General features: G+C 66.7%; 16 protein-coding genes. 6 read left to right on the top strand and 10 right to left on the bottom strand.

Translation table 11 applies throughout. From position 1 onward, the window contains the following. Positions 1-11: 11 nt before the first annotated feature. The 4 genes from L6D89_RS27155 to recQ form a co-directional block, all read right to left on the bottom strand. The gene (locus L6D89_RS27155) at positions 12-1,028 is read right to left on the bottom strand and encodes a DUF2804 domain-containing protein (RefSeq protein ID WP_236201722.1); all 1,017 of its coding nucleotides are present in this window, start codon (positions 1,026-1,028) and stop codon (positions 12-14) included. 97 nt (positions 1,029-1,125) lie between these two features. Beyond that, positions 1,126-2,322, bottom strand: a complete 1,197-nt coding sequence (locus tag L6D89_RS27150) for a GGDEF domain-containing protein (RefSeq protein ID WP_236171482.1) — start codon at positions 2,320-2,322, stop codon at positions 1,126-1,128. Between the two features lie 67 nt (positions 2,323-2,389). Continuing rightward, complete coding sequence (locus tag L6D89_RS27145) at positions 2,390-2,662, bottom strand: hypothetical protein (protein ID WP_236171483.1); 273 nt, start codon at positions 2,660-2,662, stop codon at positions 2,390-2,392. 103 nt (positions 2,663-2,765) lie between these two features. After that, entirely contained in the window at positions 2,766-4,910 is a 2,145-nt protein-coding gene (recQ, locus tag L6D89_RS27140) for a DNA helicase RecQ (protein ID WP_236201721.1), read from the bottom strand. Positions 4,911-5,119: 209 nt separating this feature from the next. Here recQ and L6D89_RS27135 point away from each other — a divergent pair, with 209 nt between their 5' ends. Further along, positions 5,120-5,707: a UPF0149 family protein gene (locus tag L6D89_RS27135; protein WP_045212487.1), complete on the top strand. Its 588-nt coding sequence runs from the start codon at positions 5,120-5,122 to the stop codon at positions 5,705-5,707. Between the two features lie 51 nt (positions 5,708-5,758). Then, positions 5,759-6,157: a YbaN family protein gene (locus L6D89_RS27130; protein ID WP_236201720.1), complete on the top strand. Its 399-nt coding sequence runs from the start codon at positions 5,759-5,761 to the stop codon at positions 6,155-6,157. Here the strand turns inward: L6D89_RS27130 and L6D89_RS27125 are convergent. Genes L6D89_RS27125 through L6D89_RS27110 form a run of 4 tightly spaced genes read right to left on the bottom strand, consistent with a single transcriptional unit; the run spans position 6,149 to position 12,573 of the window. Beyond that, a complete protein-coding gene (locus tag L6D89_RS27125) occupies positions 6,149-7,576 on the bottom strand; it encodes a heavy metal sensor histidine kinase (RefSeq protein WP_373874993.1) in 1,428 nt (475 codons plus the stop codon). The genes L6D89_RS27130 and L6D89_RS27125 overlap by 9 nt on opposite strands. 5 nt (positions 7,577-7,581) lie before the next feature. Beyond that, complete coding sequence (locus L6D89_RS27120) at positions 7,582-8,274, bottom strand: heavy metal response regulator transcription factor (RefSeq protein WP_236201718.1); 693 nt, start codon at positions 8,272-8,274, stop codon at positions 7,582-7,584. Positions 8,275-8,320: 46 nt separating this feature from the next. Beyond that, positions 8,321-11,431, bottom strand: a complete 3,111-nt coding sequence (locus L6D89_RS27115) for a multidrug efflux RND transporter permease subunit (protein ID WP_236201717.1) — start codon at positions 11,429-11,431, stop codon at positions 8,321-8,323. Next, positions 11,428-12,573, bottom strand: a complete 1,146-nt coding sequence (locus L6D89_RS27110; RefSeq protein WP_236201716.1) for an efflux RND transporter periplasmic adaptor subunit — start codon at positions 12,571-12,573, stop codon at positions 11,428-11,430. Before L6D89_RS27110 ends, L6D89_RS27115 begins: the two co-directional genes overlap by 4 nt. A 208-nt stretch (positions 12,574-12,781) precedes the next feature. Here L6D89_RS27110 and lapG point away from each other — a divergent pair, with 208 nt between their 5' ends. Together lapG and lapD are read left to right on the top strand one after the other, a co-directional pair. After that, positions 12,782-13,483 (top strand): cysteine protease LapG, encoded by a 702-nt coding sequence (lapG, locus tag L6D89_RS27105; protein ID WP_236171489.1) that lies wholly within the window; start codon positions 12,782-12,784, stop codon positions 13,481-13,483. Positions 13,484-13,495: 12 nt separating this feature from the next. Continuing rightward, positions 13,496-15,451, top strand: coding sequence for a cyclic di-GMP receptor LapD (gene lapD, locus L6D89_RS27100; protein ID WP_236201715.1), 1,956 nt, complete (start codon positions 13,496-13,498; stop codon positions 15,449-15,451). A 512-nt stretch (positions 15,452-15,963) separates the two neighbouring features. Here the strand turns inward: lapD and pap are convergent. Beyond that, positions 15,964-17,469, bottom strand: a complete 1,506-nt coding sequence (pap, locus tag L6D89_RS27095) for a polyphosphate:AMP phosphotransferase (RefSeq protein ID WP_236201714.1) — start codon at positions 17,467-17,469, stop codon at positions 15,964-15,966. A gap of 108 nt (positions 17,470-17,577) precedes the next feature. On the opposite strand from pap, the gene mnmC reads away from it, so the two are divergent. After that, on the top strand, positions 17,578-19,545 hold the full coding sequence (gene mnmC / locus L6D89_RS27090) for a bifunctional tRNA (5-methylaminomethyl-2-thiouridine)(34)-methyltransferase MnmC2/FAD-dependent 5-carboxymethylaminomethyl-2-thiouridine(34) oxidoreductase MnmC1 (RefSeq protein ID WP_236201713.1): 1,968 nt from the start codon (positions 17,578-17,580) through the stop codon (positions 19,543-19,545). A gap of 53 nt (positions 19,546-19,598) precedes the next feature. Then, on the top strand, positions 19,599-20,348 hold the full coding sequence (locus L6D89_RS27085; RefSeq protein ID WP_236201712.1) for a sulfite exporter TauE/SafE family protein: 750 nt from the start codon (positions 19,599-19,601) through the stop codon (positions 20,346-20,348). A gap of 3 nt (positions 20,349-20,351) precedes the next feature. On the opposite strand, the gene L6D89_RS27080 is transcribed toward L6D89_RS27085, so the two are convergent. Further along, positions 20,352-20,831 carry a MarR family winged helix-turn-helix transcriptional regulator gene (locus L6D89_RS27080; protein WP_236171494.1) on the bottom strand — a complete coding sequence of 160 codons (480 nt, stop codon included), beginning with the start codon at positions 20,829-20,831 and terminating at the stop codon, positions 20,352-20,354. Between the last annotated feature and the right edge of the window lie 114 nt (positions 20,832-20,945).

Below are 20,945 nucleotides of genomic sequence, written 5' to 3'. Positions count from 1 at the left end.
GACCTGAAGCCTCACCATTTCGCATATTGGTCTTCGACGAAGCCCCACAGATTGTCGATGCGCACCTCCGCCCGCCCCGGTGGTTTGAGTACGCCGCTGAAGCGTCCGAAGATCTGCTTGAAGTTGCTCGCCAGCACCCCGAGGTTGAGGCGCTCCTGGTGCAGGCCGTGGGCTTCGAAACGCAGTTCGACCTGGCCGTCGTAGGAGCGGATGGTCCAGGGTTGCAGCGGGTGATCGCGGTCGAACTCGAAGCGCACGCTGTCGACCTTCAGCAACTGTCCTTCGAGCCAGTAGCAATTCTCGGTGAAGCTGGTTTCGTTGACCCCGCACGAGAGGTTCAACCCGACGCGTTGGCCCTGCGCCTCGCCGGACAGACACGCCCAGTTCCAGAAGGTCTCGCGGCGCATGTAGCCGGCGGACCAGTCGTGGTGCGCATAGGCATCCAGTTCACGCAGGTCGTAGTCGCCCAGCGCGCTGCGCACCTCGCCGTGGCAATGCACGCCGGCCACCTTGCGTGCGTAGACCCAACCGTTCACCGCCGTCGGGGTGCACAGGCTCATGGGCTCGAACGCGGGCTGTTCCTCACTGAAGCGCGCGTCGATGCGGGTGCCGTCATCCAGCTCGACCAGCAGGCGCTTCTCCAGCGGCGAGGAGCCATTCTCAAGACGCAGCAGGTTACGCCCCTGGCGCAGCTCGCAGACTCCATCATTGGGCGTCTGCGAGAAGTTCGAGCCCATGCCCAGCGGGCATTTGAACTGGCGCTCGATCATCCGCCCGCTTTCAGGGTGGTAGAGGTAGACGAAACCGATGGACAGCAGGCTGAGGTCAGCCAGCGCGCAACCGCCGATCAGCGTCGGGCTGATCAGGCCGAAGTACTGGAACTGGTGGAAGCTGCGCCACTTGCTCAGCGCGCCGAGGCGGCGCCCCATCGGTGAGCGGAAATCGAAGTCGCGGTGGTTGATGGTCGTCGGTGTGCCGGGAAAGATGCCGTAGTGCGGTTGGCCGTTGGGCTGGATCAGCTGCTGCATGGGCGCGGGCTCGTTGGCAAGGTCCGGCGCATGCTAGCACCGGGCCTGCGCACGCCGCAGTCACGCACGGCGCCAGCTCGGGGGACGGAATGGGCCATCAGGCGACGACCTGGTTGCGTCCGAACGCCTTGGCTTCATAGAGCGCACGGTCGGCGTGCTCATAGATGCTGCGCAGCGGGTGGCCGGTCTCCGGCCACAGGCAGGAAACACCGATGGACAGCGTCACCTCGTCGGCCGTCAGCGAGCCCTCGTGGGCGATACCCAGGGCCTGCACCGACTCGCGCACTACCTCGGCGCGTTCCCTGGCCTCGCGCTCACTGGCGCCATAGAGCAGCACGGCGAACTCCTCGCCGCCCAGGCGCACAGCCATATCCAGCGGGCGCCGGGCACTGGCCATCAGCACCTCGCCGATACGCTGCAACACACCATCGCCGGCCTGGTGGCCGTAGCGGTCGTTGTAGGCCTTGAAGTGGTCGACATCGCAGAGCAGCAGTGCCAGCCCCACGCTCTCACGCTGCGCCTGGCGCCACAGGCGCTCCAGCTGGCGGTTGAAGCTGCGGCGATTGTGCAGGCCGGTCAGCGCGTCATGCTCGGCCATCACCTTGAGTAGGCGGCTGATCAGGAAATGCTGGCGGGACTTGTAGTCCAGCAGGTAGCAACCCACCGCACCGACCAGGTTGCCGAACAGCAGGAACACCACGTTGCTGATCAGCTTGGGCAGCGGCAGCCCGGCGTACAGCTCGAAGCCCACGTAGGCCAGCAGGATCACCGAAGCGCAGCCCACCGCCTCGGCGAAGCGCAGGCCGATCAGAAAGTACGCAGCCATGCTGACCAGCAACAGCCCTTCGTAGGGATAGCTCTGGTCCACTGTGTGGGCGATGCCCGCCACCGCCGCCGCACCGATGCCGACGCTGAGGATGCAGGCCAGGCTCAGCGGCACCAGCAGGTGGATATGCCGACGCTGCAGGATCAGCCCGCCACAGACACCCAGCAGGACCAGTACGCCGATGCGCACCGCCAGCATCTGCCAGTGTTCCGGACCACGGATGAGGAGGAAGTCGATGGCCGCCAGCGCCAGCCAGATCAGCACGCCGATGGTCAGCGCGGTGCGCTTGAGATCGAAGCTGTCTTCGAGCAGGTAATGGCGGTACTGGGTTTCGAGGTCGGGTTCGAAACGCAGGCGGCGAAAGCCCCGGGAGAGCTGTTCGGCATAGGCATTGGAACGGACGTCGTCCAGCCAGCTTTGTTGTTGTGGCACGCTCACCTCTTCTCGTGGAGGTCTAAGTGCCACCATAGCTGTTCGGGACGTGCGTCACAAGTTTGTCGTTTTGCTCCGTCACGAAACTGACGGAGCCAGGCGATCACCAGCGATCATCACGGGAATTGCGGTAGCGATCGTGGCTGTAGTGCGAGTCGTTGCAGTAACGGCGATCGGAGCGGCCGTGGTGCTGGCGGCAATCCCGGTCGTCGTCATCGTCGTCCTTGGACATGATCACCAAGCCCGCCACCAGCGCCACTGCGGCAACGCCGATCAAGGCGTTCTTGCCACCTTCGGTCAGCCCGCCACCACTGGCACATCCGCTGAGTTGCCCGACGACCAGCAGCCCCGCCACTACCCGCACCCAACTCGCCATCTGTCACTCCGAAAGTGATCCGTACTGACAGCTATGACTGGTGGGAAAAGGCGCCGTTGCTGGCACATTGATATTTCATCTGTAACGCCTTATTTCGGCGCGATCAGACTTCCAGCTCGGCCTGCAGGGCGGCGCGCACGCAGTGCAGCACGCCCAGCGGCACGCGGCCTTCGAACAGCTCGGCGATCGCTGTCACCGGTGGCAGCTCACCATCTTCGTCGAGGAAGGCATCCTGGATTTCACCGAGCAGTTCCTCGGGCAGGTCCAGCGCCTGTTCCAGGCCCAGCTGCTGCTTGCCAATGGCCTCGGCCAGCAGGCTGTAGACGTTCTTCTCGCTGCAATCGAGCTGGCGGGCGATCTGTGCCGGGGTCATGCCGGCGCGGGCCAGGGTGACCAGTTCGTGGCTGAGGTCGGCCACCGGTGCCGGGGTGGCAGGCGCCGCCGCGGATTCGGTGAGCACATCGAGGAACGCCTGGCCGTAGCGCTCCAGCTTGCGCGCGCCGACGCCGCTGACCTGGGCCATTTCGGACAACGAACGTGGCTGGCTACGGAGCATTTCCAGCAGGGTCGCATCGGGGAAGATGACGTAGGGCGGCACCGAGTGCTCCTGCGCCAGCTTGCGCCGCAGGGTGCGCAGGGCTTCCCACATCTCGCGCTCTTCCTGGCGCACCAGCTGGCTGGCCGAACTGGCCCCGCCGGAGGAAGAAGACTTGTTGCGCTGCGGCTTCGGATCGCGGCGCAGGGCCAGCGTCTCTTCGCCGCGCAGCAAAGGCCGGCACGCCTCGGTCAGGCGCAGGCCGTTGAAGCCATCGACGTCCACGTCGGCGAAGCCGCGGGCGACCAGTTGGCGGAACAGCGTACGCCACTCGTCCTCGCCACGGGACTTGCCGATACCGAACACCGCCAGGTGCTGGTGGCCGACGCTGCGCACCTTTTCGGTGTCCTTGCCCAGCAGCACGTCCACCAGGTGGCCGACGCCATAGCGCTGGCCGCTGCGGTAGATGGCCGACAGCGCCTGGCGCGCCGGCTCGGTAGCGTCCCAGGTTTCCACGCCGTCGACGCAGATGTCGCAATGGCCGCAAGGGTTGGGCATCACCTCGTCGAAGTAGGCCAGCAGCGCCTGGCGACGGCAGCGGGTTTCCTCGCACAGTGCCAGCATGGCTTCGAGCTTGTGGCGCTCGACACGCTTGTGACGCTCATCGCCCTCGGAGTTCTGCATCATCTGCCGCAGCAGCAGAACATCCTGCAGGCCGTAGGCCATCCAGGCGTCGGCGGGCAGGCCGTCGCGGCCGGCGCGGCCGGTTTCCTGGTAGTACGCCTCCAGGCTCTTGGGCAGGTCCAGGTGGGCGACGAAGCGCACGTTGGGCTTGTCGATGCCCATGCCGAAGGCGATGGTGGCGACCATGATCAGCCCCTCCTCATTGAGGAAGCGCTTCTGGTGATAGGCGCGCAGGTCGTTGGACAGGCCCGCGTGATACGGCAGCGCCGGGAAACCCTGGGCGGAGAGGAACTCGGCGACTTCCTCGACCTTCTTGCGCGACATGCAGTAGACGATGCCGGCATCGCCCCGGCGCTCGGCCAGGAAGCCCAGCAACTGCTTGCGCGGCTGCTCCTTGGGCACGATGCGATAGAAGATGTTCGGCCGGTCGAAGCTGGAGAGGAACTGCTCGGCGTCCTGCAGGTGCAGGCGCTGGATCATCTCCTCGCGGGTACGCATGTCCGCCGTGGCGGTCAGGGCGACTCGCGGCACGTGCGGGAACAGCTCGGCGAGCTGGCCCAGCTGCAGGTATTCGGGGCGGAAGTCATGCCCCCATTGCGACACGCAGTGCGCTTCGTCGATGGCGAACAGGCCGATCTGCAGGCGTTGCAGGAAGGCCAGCATGCGCGGCTGCACCAGGCGTTCCGGGGCCAGGTAGAGCAGCTTGATCTCGCCACGCTGCAGGCGATCGGCGATTTCGCGCTGGGCCTCGGGGCTCAGCGAGGAGTTCAGCGCCGCCACCGGCACGCCCAGCTCGTCGAGGGTGGCGACCTGGTCCTCCATCAGCGCGATCAGCGGCGAAACCACTACCGTCAGGCCGTCGCGCAGCAACGCCGGGACCTGGAAGCACAGCGACTTGCCGCCACCGGTGGGCATCAGCACCAGGGCATCGCCGCCGCTGGCCACGCGCTCGATGATCCGCGCCTGATTGCCGCGGAAGGCGTCGTAACCGAAAACGTCTTTGAGGATGCGCAGGGCCTGATCGAGCATGGGGGACTCCGAATGAAGCGGCGCATTATACGCAAGCGATCCGCCCGCGACCGGCACCTTGTCCGGGAAACTGCGGAAAAATCCGTCACATGCGTCCGAGCCATGTGTCGGAGCCCCGCGTCGGCGCGGGCTGCACGGGCATTTGGCTTTTGCCGCGGGGCGGCGGAAAGACTACAATTCGGGACCGATCACCTCCGAGGTAGTACCCGATGTCCTTCGCCGACCAATTGTCCCGCCTGCAAGCCTTTCTCGATGCCGATGACCTGCACGAGGAAGCCTTGGACTACGTGGCGGCACACGGCTACCTGACCGCCCTGGCGATCTGCCCGGAGGAAGTGCCGGAGCGCGAGTGGATCGACGCCCTGTTCGCCGAGCCGCCGCACTACCGCAGCGAGGAAGAGCGCAGCGAGATCGAATCGACCCTGGTCCAGCTCAAGGCGCACATCATCCGCCAGATGGCCGGTGACGAAGAGCTGGAGCTGCCCTGCGAACCCTACCTGGGCGACGAGCCGGACGACTCCGACATCCGCGGCTGGTGCATCGGCTTCATGGAAGGGGTATTCCTGCGCGAGGCCATCTGGTTCGAGCAGGCCGAGGAAGAAGTCAGCGAGTTGCTGCTGCCGATCATGGTTGGTTCCGGCCTGTTCGACGAACAGCCCGAGTTCGACGAGATCGCCAGCGACCGCGGGCTGGTGGACGACATGGTCGCGCAGATTCCCGAACTGCTGACCAACCTGTTCCTGCTGTGCCAGGCCCCGGAAGAGAAACCGGCCCTGCTCAAGCCGCGCACCCACTGATCCACTGCCGGAGCCGCGCAACGCGGCTCCGGATTCGCTTCGCGTACGTCGATGCCACGAGAAATCCGCCAGAGCCGCCACGCCTGGGTTCGCTACTGCCTGCTCGGTGTCGGCTGGCTCAGCGTCGCGCTGGGCGTGATCGGCATATTCCTCCCTGTGCTGCCCACCACGCCCTTCCTGCTGCTTGCCGCCGCCTGCTTCATGCGCAGCTCGCAGCGCTTCTATGACTGGCTGGTGAGCCACCCGAAACTCGGCCCGTGGATCCGCGACTACCTCGACGGCGAAGGCATTCCGCTCAAGGGCAAGGTCTACGCCATCGGCCTGATGTGGTGCAGCATCCTGATTTCAGGATTCATCGTGCAGCGGCCCTGGGCCTGGGCGTTCATGCTGACCAGTGCGACGCTGGTGACGATCTATCTGATCCGTACCAAGACTCGCCGCCTAGACTGATCGCGGCGTCAGCTGCGGCACCCGACCGCCCTCTTCCAGCTCTGGCGCTGCCAGCACCGGCCCTACCGCATCCACGGTAAAGCCGAAGGTATTCACCCCGCCCTCGCTGCGCACGAACACCGAGCCGCCGTGCATGCTCGCCACCGCCTTGACGATGGACAGCCCCAGCCCATGGTTGCTCTGGCTGTTGGCGCGGGCCATGTCGGCGCGATAGAAGCGCTCGAACAGCCGTGCGCGTTGCTCGGCGGTAATCGGTTCGCCGGGATTGCTGACTTCCACCAGCGCGGCGCCACGCTCGCCGCTCAGGCGTACCTCGATGCGCCCGCCCGGCGCAGTGTGCTGGGCGGCGTTGTACAGCAGGTTGGTCACCGCGCGCTGGAACAGTGCGCGCTCGACGCAGGCGCGCGCATCGCCGCGCAGGTTCACCTGTACGTCCTGCTCGTCGAAAATCACTTCGAGGAAGTCCAGAGTCGTCGCCACTTCGGCCGCCAGTGACGTTTCCACACGCTCGGCCGCCAGACCGCCCTGATCGACACGGGCGAGGAACAGCATGTCGTTGACGATGGCGCGCAGGCGCTCCAGCTCTTCCAGGTTGGATTGCAGGACTTCCTCGTAATCCTGCGCGCTGCGCTCGCGGGACAGCGCCACCTGGCTCTGGCCGATCAGATTGGCCAGCGGTGTGCGCAGCTCGTGGGCGACGTCGGCGTTGAACGACTCCAGGCGCAGATAAGCCTGTTCCAGCCGGTCCAGTGCTTCGTTGAAGGCGCCGGCCAGCGCCGACAGCTCGGCCGGCAAGCCTTCCAGGCGCAGTCGCTGGGACAACTGCCTTGGGCTGATCTGCCGCGCCTCGGCGGAGAGCTCGTGCACCGGCCGCAAGCCGACCCTGGCGATCCAGTGCCCACACAACGTCGCCAGCGCGATACCCAGCGCCGACAGCACGAACAGGGTAGTCAGGATGGCGTGGCGGGCGTGCTGGAACGCCACGCTGTCGATCGCCGCCAGCAGCACCAGCGCCGGCCGCGAGCCGCTGGCCGGCAGCACGCCGACGCGGGCGCTGAGTGGCGAGTCGTGTTCGGGCAGCTCCAGCTCGGCATAGCCGTTACCGCTGCCGAGCATCCGTCGCACCGCATCGTTGGGTTGGCCGTAGCGGAAACGCGAGTCGTCGCTGTCGATCCAGAAGCGGATCAGCTGGTACTCCTGGCTCAGGGTATTGAGCTTGAGCTGCATGTGCGGCCAGCGCTCGGCGAGGTCGGGCTTGTCGAGCATGCGCGCGACCATGTTGAAGCGGGTGTCCAGCTCCGAGCGTTGCAGGCGCTCGATCTGCCCGTCCAGTACGCAGTAGAGCGCCGAGCCGATGAGCAGGAAGATGCCCAGCGCGGCAACGGCGAACATGCCGGCCAGGCGCGTCGACAGCGACAGCCCCTTCACACTTCACGCTCCTGGGCGGCGCGGCTTTCCAGCACGTAGCCCATGCCACGGATGGTGTGCAGCAGCTTGGTGTCGAACGGCCCGTCGAGCTTGGCGCGCAGGCGCTTGATGGCGACCTCGACGACATTGGTATCGGTGTCGAAATTGATGTCCCAGACCAGCTCGGCAATAGCGGTCTTGGAAAGGATTTCGCCACTGCGCTGGGCCAGCACGCAGAGCAGCGAATACTCCTTGGCGGTCAGCTCCAGGCGCGTGCCGCCGCGCTGCACGCGGCGGCTGACCAGGTCGATGGCCAGATCGGCGATGCGCATCTGCGTGGCACTTTCCAGGTGCGCGCCACGGCGGGTCAGCGCTTGCAGGCGTGCCACCAGTTCGAGGAAGGAGAACGGTTTGATCAGGTAGTCGTCAGCGCCCTCGCGCAGGCCGCGCACGCGGTCCTCCACGCGCTCGCGGGCGGTGAGCATGATCACCGGCGTCTGCCGCTGCTCGCGCAGTGCACGCAGCACGCCGTAGCCGTCGATACCGGGAAGCATCACATCGAGCACGATGACGTCGTATTCGCCATTGAGCGCCAGGTGCCGACCGTCGATACCGTTGGCCGCGACGTCCACGGTGAAGCCCTGCTCGCTCAGGCCGCGCTGCAGGTAATCGGCGGTCTTGCTCTCGTCTTCGACAATCAGTACGCGCATGCCTGCCCTCCGTTCGCAGCGTCCAGCCATGCTACCCAGCCGCGCTTCATGCCGCACCTCCGGCAATCACCGGCGCAGGCTGCGGGCGGTGGAAGACCCGGTCCAGCGCCAGGTACACCACCGGCGTACTGAACAGGGTCAGCGCCTGGCTGAAGATCAGCCCGCCCACCACCGCCACGCCCAGCGGCTGGCGCAGTTCCGAGCCGGTACCGAAGCCGATCATCAGCGGAATGGCGCCAAGCAGCGCGGCCAGCGTGGTCATCATGATCGGCCGGAAGCGCGCCAGGCACGCCTCGCGGATCGCATCGTAAGGCGACAGCCCGCGCTGGCGTTGCGCGGCCAGGGCGAAGTCGACCATCAGGATGCCGTTCTTCTTGACGATGCCGATCAGCAGCACCAGGCCGATCAGCGCCATCACCGAGAACTCCAGGCCCCAGCCCCAGAGCAGGAATACCGCGCCGATGCCCGCCGAAGGCAAGGTGGAAAGAATCGTCAGCGGGTGCACGAAGCTCTCGTAGAGCACACCGAGGATCACGTAGACCGCGAACAGCGCCGCGAGGATCAGCAGCGGCTGGCTGGCCAGCGAACTCTGGAAGGCTGCCGCCGCGCCCTGGAATTCGCCGCTGATGCTTGACGGCATGCCGATCTCCTGCTGCGCGCGCTGCACCAGCCCCACCGCATCGCCCAGGGCCACGCCCGGCGACAGGTTGAAGGACAGCGTCACCGCCGGGAACATGCCGTTGTGGTTGATCTGCAGCGGCCCGGACGTGTCCGGCGCAATCCGCGCCACCGCCGCCAGCGGGACCATCTCGCCGGTCAGCGGCGAGCGCAGGTGGAACCACGCCAGGCTGTCGGCGCGTCCGCGCTGCCGGGAATCCAGTTCGAGGATGACCTTGTACTGGTTGACCTCGGTCTGGAACTCACCCACCTGGCGCTGGCCGAAGGCGTCATAGAGCGTCTGGCTGATGTCCTCGGCAGACAGCCCGAAGCGCGCCGCCGCCACCCGGTCGATCTGCAACGAGGTGACGCTGGCGCCCATCTGCAGGTCGTTGGACACGTCCTGCAGGCCGCCTTCCGCCTTCAGCCGCTGGGTCAGGCGGTCCGCCCACAACGCCAGCGCGGCGCTGTCATTGCTGCGCAGGGCGTACTGGTACTGGGTACGCACCGGCCCGGTGGCGAGGTTGATGTCCTGGGCCGAGCGCAGGTAGAGAACGATGCCCGGCACCTTGGCCAGCTTGGGGCGGATACGGTCGATGAACTCGTCCACCGACACGTCGCGGTCGCCGCGGTCCTTGAGCACGATCCAGAAGCGCCCGTTGGACAGGCTCTGGCTACCGCCGGTGATGCCGATGGCGTGGTTGTAGCTCTGCACCGCCGGGTCGGCGGCGACGATATCCGCCAGTTGCTTGTGCTTCTCGGCCATGTCGGCATAGGAGATGTCCTCGGCAGCCTGGGTGGTGCCGAAGACGAAGGCGGTGTCCTGGGAGGGGAAAAAGCCCTTGGGAATGCCCACATAGCCGGCCACCGCGATGGCCACGCAGACCACGAAGCCGGCGAGCACGGTGCGCTGGTGATGCAGCGACCAGTCCAGTCCCTTCGCGTAGCGCGCCAGCAGCCAGCCGGCGATACCGCCGTCATCATGTCCATGCCCTTCTTTATGAGCATGGGGCTTGCCCATGAAGCGCGAGGCGAGCATCGGCGCCACGGTCAGCGAGGCCAGCACCGAGATCAGGATGGCCGCCGTGACGCTGACGGCGAACTCACGGAACAGCCGGCCGACGATGCCGCCCATGAACAGCAGGGGAATGAACGCAGCGATCAGCGAGAAGCTGATCGAGACCACCGTGAAGCTGATCTCCGAGGCGCCGGCCAGCGCCGCCTCGACCCGGTCCTTGCCCTGCTCCAGGTGGCGGTGGATGTTTTCCACCACGACGATGGCATCATCGACGATGAAGCCCACCGCGATGATCAGCGCCACCAGCGTCAGGTTGTTCAGCGTGAAGCCCAGCAGGTACATCGCCGCAAAGCTGGCGCTGAGCGATACCGCGAGCACCGTGGCAACGATCAGGGTTGCCGAGAGCTGGCGCAGGAACAGCCCCATCACAAGCACCACCAGGCCCATGGTCAGCAGCAGGGTCAGCTCGACTTCGTGCAGCGAGGCACGGATGGTGCGGGTGCGGTCGTTGAGCACCTCGACCTCGACGCCTGCCGGCAGCATCTCGCGCAGGCGTGGCAACTCGGCCTGGATGGCATCGGAGGTCTCGACGATGTTCGCGCCGGGCTGGCGCAGGATCACCAGCGCAACGCCCGGCCTGCCGTCCGGCCAGGCCTGCACATAGTCGTCTTCCGGCGCCTTCACCACCTTCGCCAGGTCGCGCAGGAACACCGGCGCTCCGGCACGGTAGGCGACAACCAGGTCACCGTATTCCGCGGGGCTGAACAACTGGTCGTTGGCCGCCAGGGTGGACACGCGACCGTCGCCGAACAGCGCGCCCTTGGCCAGGTTGATGCTCGCCGATTGCAGCGACTGGCGCAGGTCGGCCAGGGTCAGGCGGTACGCGGCAAGCTTCTCCGGCTGTGCCTGGATACGGATCGCCGGGCGCTGCTGGCCGACCACGAAGATCTGCCCCACTCCGGCGATCTGGCTCAACTGGCGCGACAGCAGCACTTCGGCCAGGTCGCTCAGCTCGATCAGCGGCATCAGCTCGGAATTCACCCGCACGATCATGATCGGACTGTCCGCCGGGTTGATCTTGCGCCAGGTCGGCAGGTTCGGCATGTCCGCCGGCAGGCGACCAGCGGCGGCGTTGATCGCGGCGGTGACCTCCTGGGCGGCGACGTCGATGTTCTTGTCCAGGTCGAACTGCAGGGTCAGGGTGGTGGAACCCAGCGCGCTGGTGGAAAGCATCTGGGTGATACCGGGGATGGCGCTGAACTGCACTTCCAGCGGCGTGGCCACCGACGACGCCATGGTCTCCGGGCTGCCGCCGGGCAACAGCGCCTGCACCTGGATGGTGGGGAAATCCACCTGCGGCAACGGCGCGACGCCCAGGCGGAAGAACGCCAGCAGGCCGAGCAGCAACGAGGCAATGGTCAGCAGGCAGGTGGCGATGGGATGGCGCACGCACCAGCCGGACATGCCGGCGCGCACCATCACGGCTCGCTCCGGCGGGCCAGGGCTTGCACATCGCCCTGCACCTCCACGCGGGCGCCGGGGGTCAGCCGCGAGTGGCCATCGAGCACCACTTCATCGTCTGCCGCCAGGCCTTCGACCAGCGTGCGGCCATCCACTTCCTGGACGATGCGCACCGGCACCTTCTGCGCCTTGCCATCCTCGATGCGGAACACGAAGGCACCGTCCAGGCCACGGCGCACGGCACGACTGTCCAGTACCAGGCCGTTGCGCAGCACACCGGACTGCAGGTCGATGGCAACGAACTGGCCCGGCCAGAGCTGGCCGTCCTTGTTGTCGAAGACTGCACGGACGCGGATGGTGCCGGTGCTGGCAGCTACCTGGTTATCGATGCTGCGCAGGTGGCCCTCGCCGAGCAACTGGCCGCCATCGCGGCTGCGCGCCACTACCGGGGAGTCGCCGCTCAACAGCGGCTGCAACTGCGGCAGGTTTTCCTGCGGCAGGGCGAAGACCACCGAGATCGGCGACATCTGCGTGACAGTGAACAGGCCATTACTGTCATTGGTGCGCAGCAGGTTGCCGACGTCGACATTGCGGATGCCGACACGGCCGGCAACCGGCGAGGTGATACGGGTGTAGGACAAGCGCACGCGCTCGGCGTCGATGGTGGCGTCATTGCCACGCAGGGTGGCGCGCAGGCGGGCGGCCTCTGCCTCACTCTGCTCCACGGTCTGCCGGGAGATCGAACCGCGCTGGATCAGCGTCTGGTAGCGCGCCAGGTCCTGCTCGACGATGCGCAGTTGCGCCTGGTTGCTCTGCTTGGTCGCTTCGGCCTGCTCCAGCGCAGCCTTGATTGCGCGATCGTCGATGGTCGCCAGCAGCTCGCCCTGCTTGACCATCTGGCCCTCCTCCACCAGCAATGCGGTGAGCTGGCCCTCCACTTGCGGACGGACCAGCACACTGGCGAGCGAGGTCACGGTGCCGACGCCATCGAGATTCTGAGTCAGGTCCTCGCGGGCAACGCGCGCCAGGGTCACCGGCACACCGGCTGGCTGGGCCGCCGCCTGGGGGGCAGCCTGCCGTGCAGCGAGGCTCCACAACCCGGCGCCCAGTGCCACCACCCCCAGCAATCCCGCCGCCAGCCAAACCCGCCGTTGCCCCTGCATGCCGCTCTCCTGCGTCTGGTTCGGCCATGGCGGCCGCATCCTGAGGTTATAAGCCAACGCCCGGGACCGGACGCTGACCCTTAAATGACAATCCTGTCAGTTTCGCCGGCAGCGCCCGTACGGCGCGGCTTTGCGCTCCATGGCGATGCGCCAGCGCAAGTTTTCCGGGACCGCCTAGACTCCACACATCCCACATGGAGCGCTGGCGATGCAGCCACCCCGAGGAGCCCTCTGGCTGTTCGCCAGCCCGCTGCGTCTGCGGGCCGGCGCACTGCTGCTCGCGCTTCTCACGCTGACTGCCGGCGCCGCCTGGAACTTCGACACCATCCTGAAGAATGCCGAGCAGCGCTACAGCGACCTTGGCGCCGGCAAGACCCGCATCGAGTCCTGGGGCCGGCTGATCGACGACAGCGAGAATCTCGACGAGATGGCCAAGCTCAAGGCCGTCAACGCCTTCTTCAATGGCGCGCTGGTGTTCACCGACGACCGCACCGTATGGCACCAGGAGGACTACTGGGCGACGCCGGTGGAAGCCCTCTACAAGGGCGCCGGCGACTGCGAGGACTACTCCATCGCCAAGTTCGTCACCCTGCGCCGCCTCGGCGTCGCCAGCGACAAGCTGCGCATCACCTACGTCAAGGCGCTGCAACAGAACCAGGCGCACATGGTGCTCACCTACTACGCCTCCCCCACCGCCGAACCGCTGGTGCTGGACAACCTGATCCCGCAGATCAAGCCCGCCTCCCAGCGCAAGGACCTCCTGCCCGTCTACGCCTTCAACGCCGAGGGGCTGTGGCTGCCCGGCCCCGGCGGCGGCAAGCGCACCGGCGACAGCAAGAAGCTGTCGCGCTGGCAGGACCTGTTGACCAAGATGCGCGCCGAGGGCCTGGACCTCGACGAGACGCGATAGGAGAACCCCGGCATGTCATTGCTCAAGCAACTGTTCCTGGCGATCTGCCTGTTCCTCGTGGTGGCCTTCGCCGGCAGCTTCGCCGCCAGCCTGGAAAGCTCCCGCGAGCAGTTGATCGGCCAGTTGCGCTCGCACGCCCAGGACGCCGCCACCGCGCTGGGCCTGTCGCTGACACCGCACGTGGACGACCCGGCGATGATCGAGCTGATGGTCAGCTCGATCTTCGACTCCGGCTACTTCGCAACGATTCGCGTGGTGAGCATTCCCGAGGGCAAGGTCATCGTCGAGCGCGACAGCGACACGCAGAACCAGCAGGTGCCGGCCTGGTTCGCCAAGCTGGTCAACCTCAAGGCCCAGGGCGGCGACGCGCTGATCATGCGCGGCTGGGAACAGGCCGCACGGGTCGAGGTCGTCAGTCACCCGCAGTTCGCCCTGGCCAAGCTGTGGGACGGCGCGCTGGGCAGCCTCGCCTGGCTGCTGGCCTGCGGGCTGGTCAGCGCCATCCTCGGCGGCTGGCTGCTGCGCACCCAACTCAAACCGCTGGACCAGATGGTGCAACAGGCCCACGCCATCACCCGCCGCGAATTCCTCACCCTGCCCAAGGAACCGCGCACCCCGGAGCTGCGGCGCGTGGTACAGGCGATGAACCAGATGGTCGACAAGCTCAAGGCGCTGTTCGCCGAGGAAGCCACGCGCAGCGAGAAACTGCGCGAGGAGGCCTACCAGGACAGCCTTTCCGGCCTGGCCAACCGCCGCCTGTTCGACGCGCGGCTGGACGCGCAACTCTCGCCCAGCGAACAGAACGCCGCCGGCTACCTGCTGCTACTGCGCCTGAATGATCTGGCCGGGCTCAACCAGCGCCTGGGCGGCCAGCGCACCGACGCGCTGATTCGCGACGTGGCCGAACTGCTGGAGCGCGAACGCGAGCAGCACGGCACCCCGGACTGGCTGGCCGCGCGCAGCCGCGGTGGCGAGTTCACCCTGCTCGCCCCCGGCGTCGACAGCGCCAGTGCCGAGCACCTGGCGGACGAACTCAGCGCCGCCCTGGAAAACCTCCGCGGCACCGGCGCCAGCGACTGTAAGCCGGTGGCGCACCTGGGCCTGGCGGCCTTCCGCCCGGGCGAACCCGCCGCCGGCGTGCTGTCGCGCGCCGACCAGGCGCTGGCCCAGGCCCAGGCCACCCCGGACCGCACCTGGCAACGCCTGGACAGCTCCGGCAGCCAGCCCGCACAGGACTCCCGCGCCTGGCGCGACTGGCTCGACGACGCCCTGCAGAAGGGCAAGCTGCAGCTGTGGTTCCAGCCCGTGCGCGCCTGCGTCGAGAATGGCGAGCTGCTGCACCAGAAGGTGCTCGCGCGGCTGCTCGATCCCAAGGGCGAGGCCGTGGCCGCCGGGCAGTTCCTGCCCTGGATCGAGCGTTTCGGCTGGTCCGCACGCTTCGACCTGGCCATGCTCGAACACGCCCTTGCCCACCTCGCCCAGCAACCGGCGCCACTGGCCCTGTCGCTCTCGGCGGAAACCGTGCGCAGCGCCGAGCCCCTGCGCCAGCTCTTCGAAATCCTGCGTGCCCACCCGCAGGAAGCGCAGCTGATGACGCTGGAAGTGGACGAACGCTACCTGCCGCCACCGGCCGAGCTGGAAAAACTCGCCCAGTCGGTCCAGGAGGTCGGCGCCAAGCTCGGCCTGCAGCACTTCGGCGGGCGCTTCAGCCTGATCGGCAACCTGACCCGCCTCGGTCTTGCCTACCTGAAGATCGACGGCAGCTACATCCGCGCCATCGACCAGGACAACGACAAGCGCCTGTTCATCGAGGCCATGTACCGCGCGTCGAACAGCATCGACCTGCCGCTGATCGCCGAGATGGTCGAGACCGAGGGCGAGTTGCAGGTGCTGCGGGAGATGGGGATTGCCGGGGCAATGGGGCGGCTGATTGGCGCGCCGAAGCCGTCGCAGAAAAACACCTTGTAGGAGCGAGCTTGCTCGCGAACAGAGCCCCCTGCGGAGTCAGTTCGCGAGCAAGCTCGCTCCTACGAAAGCCCTCAATCCCTCGATCCGGCTCCGGCTCCGGCTCCGGCTCTTAAAGATCTCCAGAAAAACATACGGGCACTCCGAACCGCCCCGTTCAGGAGGCCTCGTTGAAGCGGAGTTTCAGGGGTTGAGCGACATGGATGTCGCGAGAGCGTTGTCGGGCCAGGGATGGCCCGTCAACGCGTGCCCCTGAAACTTCGCTTCAGCGAGGGTATTTTTCGCCCCAAGCGAAAAACCGGATGTCCGGGGCAAGACTTGTTGGTTCCTTTTGTGGCGTTTGACAAAAGGGACTCGCCCGAGGGGGCGAAACAAGAAGTCCGCGCGCACACCGAAGCGGCGCAGGGATTCCCAACCACAAGCAAGAACATCGCGGACAAGGTCCGTTTGTACATGAGGGCACCAGCATTGGCCCGGTTCGCGAGCAAGCTCGCTCCTACGAAAAGCCAGAAGCGTCAGTCCTTCTTGCCCTTCTTCGCGCTTCCGTAAGCCGCCTCCAGCGCATCATTGATGGTCTTGAGCACCTTCACCCGCGCATAACGCTTGTCGTTGGCCTCGATCAGCGTCCACGGCGCGATCTCGGTGCTGGTGCGGTCGACCATATCCCCCACCGCATCCACGTACTGGTCCCACTTGTCACGGTTGCGCCAGTCTTCCTCGGTGATCTTGAAGCGCTTGAACGGAATCGACTCACGCTCCTTGAAGCGCTCCAGCTGGGTCTCCTGGTCGATGGACAGCCAGAACTTCACCAGCACGATGCCGTAGTTCGCCAACTGCTCCTCGAAATCATTGATTTCTGCATAGGCGCGCAGCCAATCGGCGTCGCTGGCGAAGCCCTCGACCCGCTCCACCAGCACACGGCCGTACCAGGAGCGGTCGAAGATGGTGAACTGCCGGCGCCCCGGAATGTGCCGCCAGAAACGCCACAGGTAGGGCTGCGCGCGCTCTTCCTCGGTGGGCGCGGCGATCGGCACGATGCGGTACTGGCGCGGGTCCAGTGCATCGGTCACGCGGCGAATGGCACCGCCCTTGCCGGCGGCGTCGTTGCCTTCGAACACGGCGATCAGCGAGTGGCTGCGGAAGCGCTTGTCGCGCATCAGTGTCGCCAGGCGTGCCTGCTCCTTGGCCAGCTGTTCCTTGTACTGGTCCTTGTCCAGCTTCAGGCTCAGGTCCAGCGCATCCAGCAGCCCCTTGTTGTCCAGGCTGGAAACCAGCGGGGCGGCATGCGGTTGCGGGGTCGGGCGGTCCTTGCGCTTGAGCGCGGCCTGCAGGCTTTCGAGAATGGTGCGGCCAACCGTCAGGCTGCGGTAACGCTCATCGGCGCCCTCCACCACGTACCAGGGGGCATAGTCGCGGCTGGTGCGGCGCAGCACACGCTCGCCGTAGCGCACGAACTTGTCGTAGACCTCGCTCTGCTTCCAGTCGATCTCGCTCAGTTGCCAGCTGCGGGTGGGGTCGTTCTCCAGTGCCTTGAGGCGCTCCTTGAGCTGCTTCTTGGAGAGGTGGAACCAGAACTTGAAGATCAGCGCGCCTTCATCGGAGTACATCCGTTCGAAGCGCTCGGCGTCGTTGATCAGGCCATCGAGCTGGCTGTCCTTGATCTCGCCGGTGACGCGCGCATACAGCATCTGGCTGTACCAGTTGCCGAAGAAGATGCCGGTCCGACCCTTGGGCGGCAGGCGACGCCAGAAGCGCCACTGCGGCGGCCGCGAGAGCTCCTCGTCGCTGGGCAGGAGGAAACTTTCCACGCGGATCAGGCGCGGGTCCATCCACTCGTTGAGCAACTTCACCGTCTCGCCCTTGCCGGCGCCCTCGATGCCGTTGATCAGGATGATCACCGGGAAGCGTGCCTGCTGCTTGAGCTCGTACTGTGCCTCGAGCAGTGCTTCGCGCAGCACCGCGACTTCCTTCTCGTAGGTTTCCTTGTCGATGGAATGGCCAATCTCGGCGGATTCGAACATGCAGCTCTCCTTGTTCCGAAGTGCATAAAAGGTAGCGGAAGTGACGCAGCCTGTCCTCGGTACGGATCGGCTAAACTGCGGCCTTCGTTTCACTGCCCGCCTCCCTTCATGCCAGACATCAGCAGCGCCCAGATCGACTGGGACGAAAACGGCCAGCCCACTTCGCGCGTCTATGGCGATGTGTACTTCTCCCGCGATTCCGGCATCGCCGAGACGCACCATGTGTTCATCGACGGCAATCGCCTGGGCGAACGCTTCGCCGCACTGCCGGCGGGCGGGCGCCTGTGCATCGGCGAGACGGGCTTCGGCACCGGGCTGAACTTCCTCTGCGCCTGGCAATTGTTCGAGGAACGGGCACCGGCCGATGCGCGATTGCACTTCGTCACCACCGAGAAATACCCGGTGGCGCCTGACGACCTGCGCCGCGCCTTCGCCCTCTGGCCGGAGCTGGCGCACCTGTCGACGCAGTTGCTGGAGCAGTACGTCGCGATCAACCCAGGTTTCCAGCGCTTCGTCTTCGCCGGCGGCCGCGTGGTGCTGACGCTGCTGGTGGGCGACGTGCTCGACACCCTGCCCGAGCTGGACGCACGCATCGACGCCTGGTTCCTCGACGGCTTCTCCCCGGCGAAGAACCCGCAGATGTGGAATGACACCCTGTACGCCCAACTCGCCCGCCTTTCGGCGCCGGGCACGACCATCGCGACCTTCACCAGCGCCGGCTTCGTTCGCCGCGGACTGGGCGCGGCCGGCTTCAAGATTCGCCGCACCCTGGGCTTCGGCAAGAAATGGGAGATGTCCCAGGGCGAGTTCATCGGCGTCCAGCCGCCAGCCGGCAAACCCTGGTACAGCCGCCCCGCCCGCCCAGACGGGCCACGCGCGGCCCTGGTGATCGGCGGCGGCATGGCCGGTTGCGCCAGCGCCGCCAGCCTCGCCGCGCGCGGCTGGCAGGTGACGCTGATCGAGCGTCACGCGGGCCTTGCCGAGGAAGCCTCGGGCAATCCCCAGGGCGTGCTCTATCTCAAGCTGTCCGCCCACGGCACGGCGCTGTCGCGGCTGATCGTCAGCGGCTTCGGGCATACCCGGCGGCTGATCCAGCGTCTGCAGAAAGGCGCGGAATGGTCCGACTGCGGCGTGCTGCAACTGGGCTTCGACGAGGCCGAGGCCGGACGCCAGGCGAAGCTTGCCGAAGCCTTCCCGGACACACTGCTGCGCCTGCTGGGCAAGGCCGAGGCCGAAGCTGTTGCCGGTATCGGCTTGCCCGCCGGAGGGCTGTTCTATCCCGAAGGCGGCTGGGTACATCCCCCGGCGTTGTGCCGGCACCTGGCGCAGCATCCGAACATCCGCGTGCTGATCGGCGCGGAAGTCCGCCTGCAACGCGAAGCCGAGGGCTGGAGCGCCTGGAGCGGCGACGACAGACTCGCCAGCGCGCCTGTCGCGATCCTCGCCACCGCCGCCGAAGTGCGTCGTTTTGCGGGGGCCGAGACACTGCCGATGAAACGCATCCGCGGGCAGATCACCCGCGTGCCGGCTACCGCCGACAGCGCGGCGCTGAGCACCGTGGTCTGCGCCGAAGGCTACGTCGCCCCGCTCCGCCACGGCGAGCACACCCTGGGCGCCAGTTTCGAATTCAAACGAGACGACACTGAGCCATCATTGGAAGAACACCTGGGCAACCTCGATCTGCTGGCCGAGATATCCACAGACCTGAGCGAGCGCCTGCACATCTCCAGGCTCGACCCGACCACATTGCAGGGCCGCGCCGCCTTCCGCTGCACCACCCCCGACTATCTGCCACTGGTGGGCCCGCTGGCAGACCGCGAAGCCTTCGCCAGCGCCTACGCTGTACTGGGCAAGGATGCGCGCCAGGTGCCGGATACGCCCTGCCCCTGGCTCGATGGCCTGTACCTGAACAGCGCCCATGGCTCCCGTGGGCTGGTTACCGCACCGCTGGCCGGAGAGCTGCTGGCGGCGTGGATCGACGACGAACCGCTCCCCCTGCCGCGCGCCGTGGCCGAGGCCTGCCACCCGAACCGTTTCTTCCTCCGCGACGTCGTGCGCGGCCAGAAGAACGCCTGATCACCGCACGGCCCAGCGACGGGCCGCGCCAGCTTCCAGAGCGGACCACCGACATGGATGCACTGCTGCTTGAATCCTCCGCCATCGGCCTGATCCTCGGGCTCCTGCTCGGCCTGACCGGCGCCGGCGGCTCGCTGGTGGCCCTGCCCCTGCTGCTCAGCCTGCACCTGCCACTGCACGACGCCATCGGCGTCAGCCTCGGCGCCGTCGCGCTGTCGGCGGCGATTGGCGCGGTGCCACGTGCGAGGCAGGGCCAGGTGGCGTGGAAACCGCTGTTCTGGCTGGTCATCACCGGCTGGCCGGGCAACGCCGCCGGCCAGTGGCTGGGCAAGTTCATCCCGGACGCCTGGCTGATCGTCGGCTTCTGCCTGCTGGTGCTGTGGTCGGCCTGGCGCATGTGGCAGGGCTCCAGCCAGCCGCGCGTCTGCGACAAGCCGACGCGCAATGGACCGTTGCTGGGCGTCGGGCTGGCGGTGGGCATGCTCTCCGGCCTGATGGGGGTGGGCGGCGGTTTCCTGATCGTACCGGGGCTGCTGTGGTTCACGCCGCTGTCGATGATGGCAGCGACGGCCACATCGATGGCGGTGATTGCGCTGGTGTCCGGCGGTGGCTTCCTGCTCTATCTGACCCACGCACAGCCACCGCTGCCCTTGCTGGCGTGCCTGGCGGCGGGCGGCGCACTGGGCGTGCTATTCGGCAATCGCCTGGCCGTGCGCCTGGGTGGCGCGACCCTGCAGCGCCTGTTCGCGCTGATGCTGGTGGCGGTCAGTCTGTCGCTGGCCGCACAGAAACTGATGAGCTGAGGCTCAGAACTCTTCTTCCTCGGCGCCGGAGCCCGGCGTCTCGAACAGCTCGGCGGCGCGCAGCAGGCCGGCGAGTATGGCGTGCTGCTCCCACTCCGGCAGCCCGGCGAAGCGCTCAAGGGCATGTTCGGGCAGCAGCGTCGGCCCATCCCGAAGCGCCCTGCGCCCGACGACCTCGAGGCTCAGCCACTGCTTGCGCCGGTCGTCCTCGTCACGTCGTCGGGTGAGCAGCCCTTTGCTTTCCAGGCGCGTCAGCGCACTGGAAATGGACGACTGCGACAACGCCACCTGGCGTGCCAACTGACCAGCGGTAATTTCGCCCTCCAGCTCCACGACCTGCAGGATCAGCAGTTGCAGCGGCGTCAGTTCGCCATCGCGGCCCAGGCTCTTGGAGTGCACTTCCGCCGCCTGCTGCAGCCGTCTCAGGGCCTGCAGCATGGAGAGTGCGTGGGCGTTGCGCATCGAAGTCTTGCTGTCGGCCATCTCAGTCCACCTGCTGCTCCGTCACATTTCCTCAATGAAATCAAATAGAACTCTCGCCAGATCGACGGGTCATCCCCTAAGGCGTCCATGAGGCGCCACCCACTTCATCCCCAA

This window comes from Pseudomonas pseudonitroreducens, from assembly GCF_021603645.1.
Lineage (GTDB): Bacteria > Pseudomonadota > Gammaproteobacteria > Pseudomonadales > Pseudomonadaceae > Pseudomonas > Pseudomonas pseudonitroreducens.
This window is presented reverse-complemented; position numbering and strand designations above follow the sequence as displayed.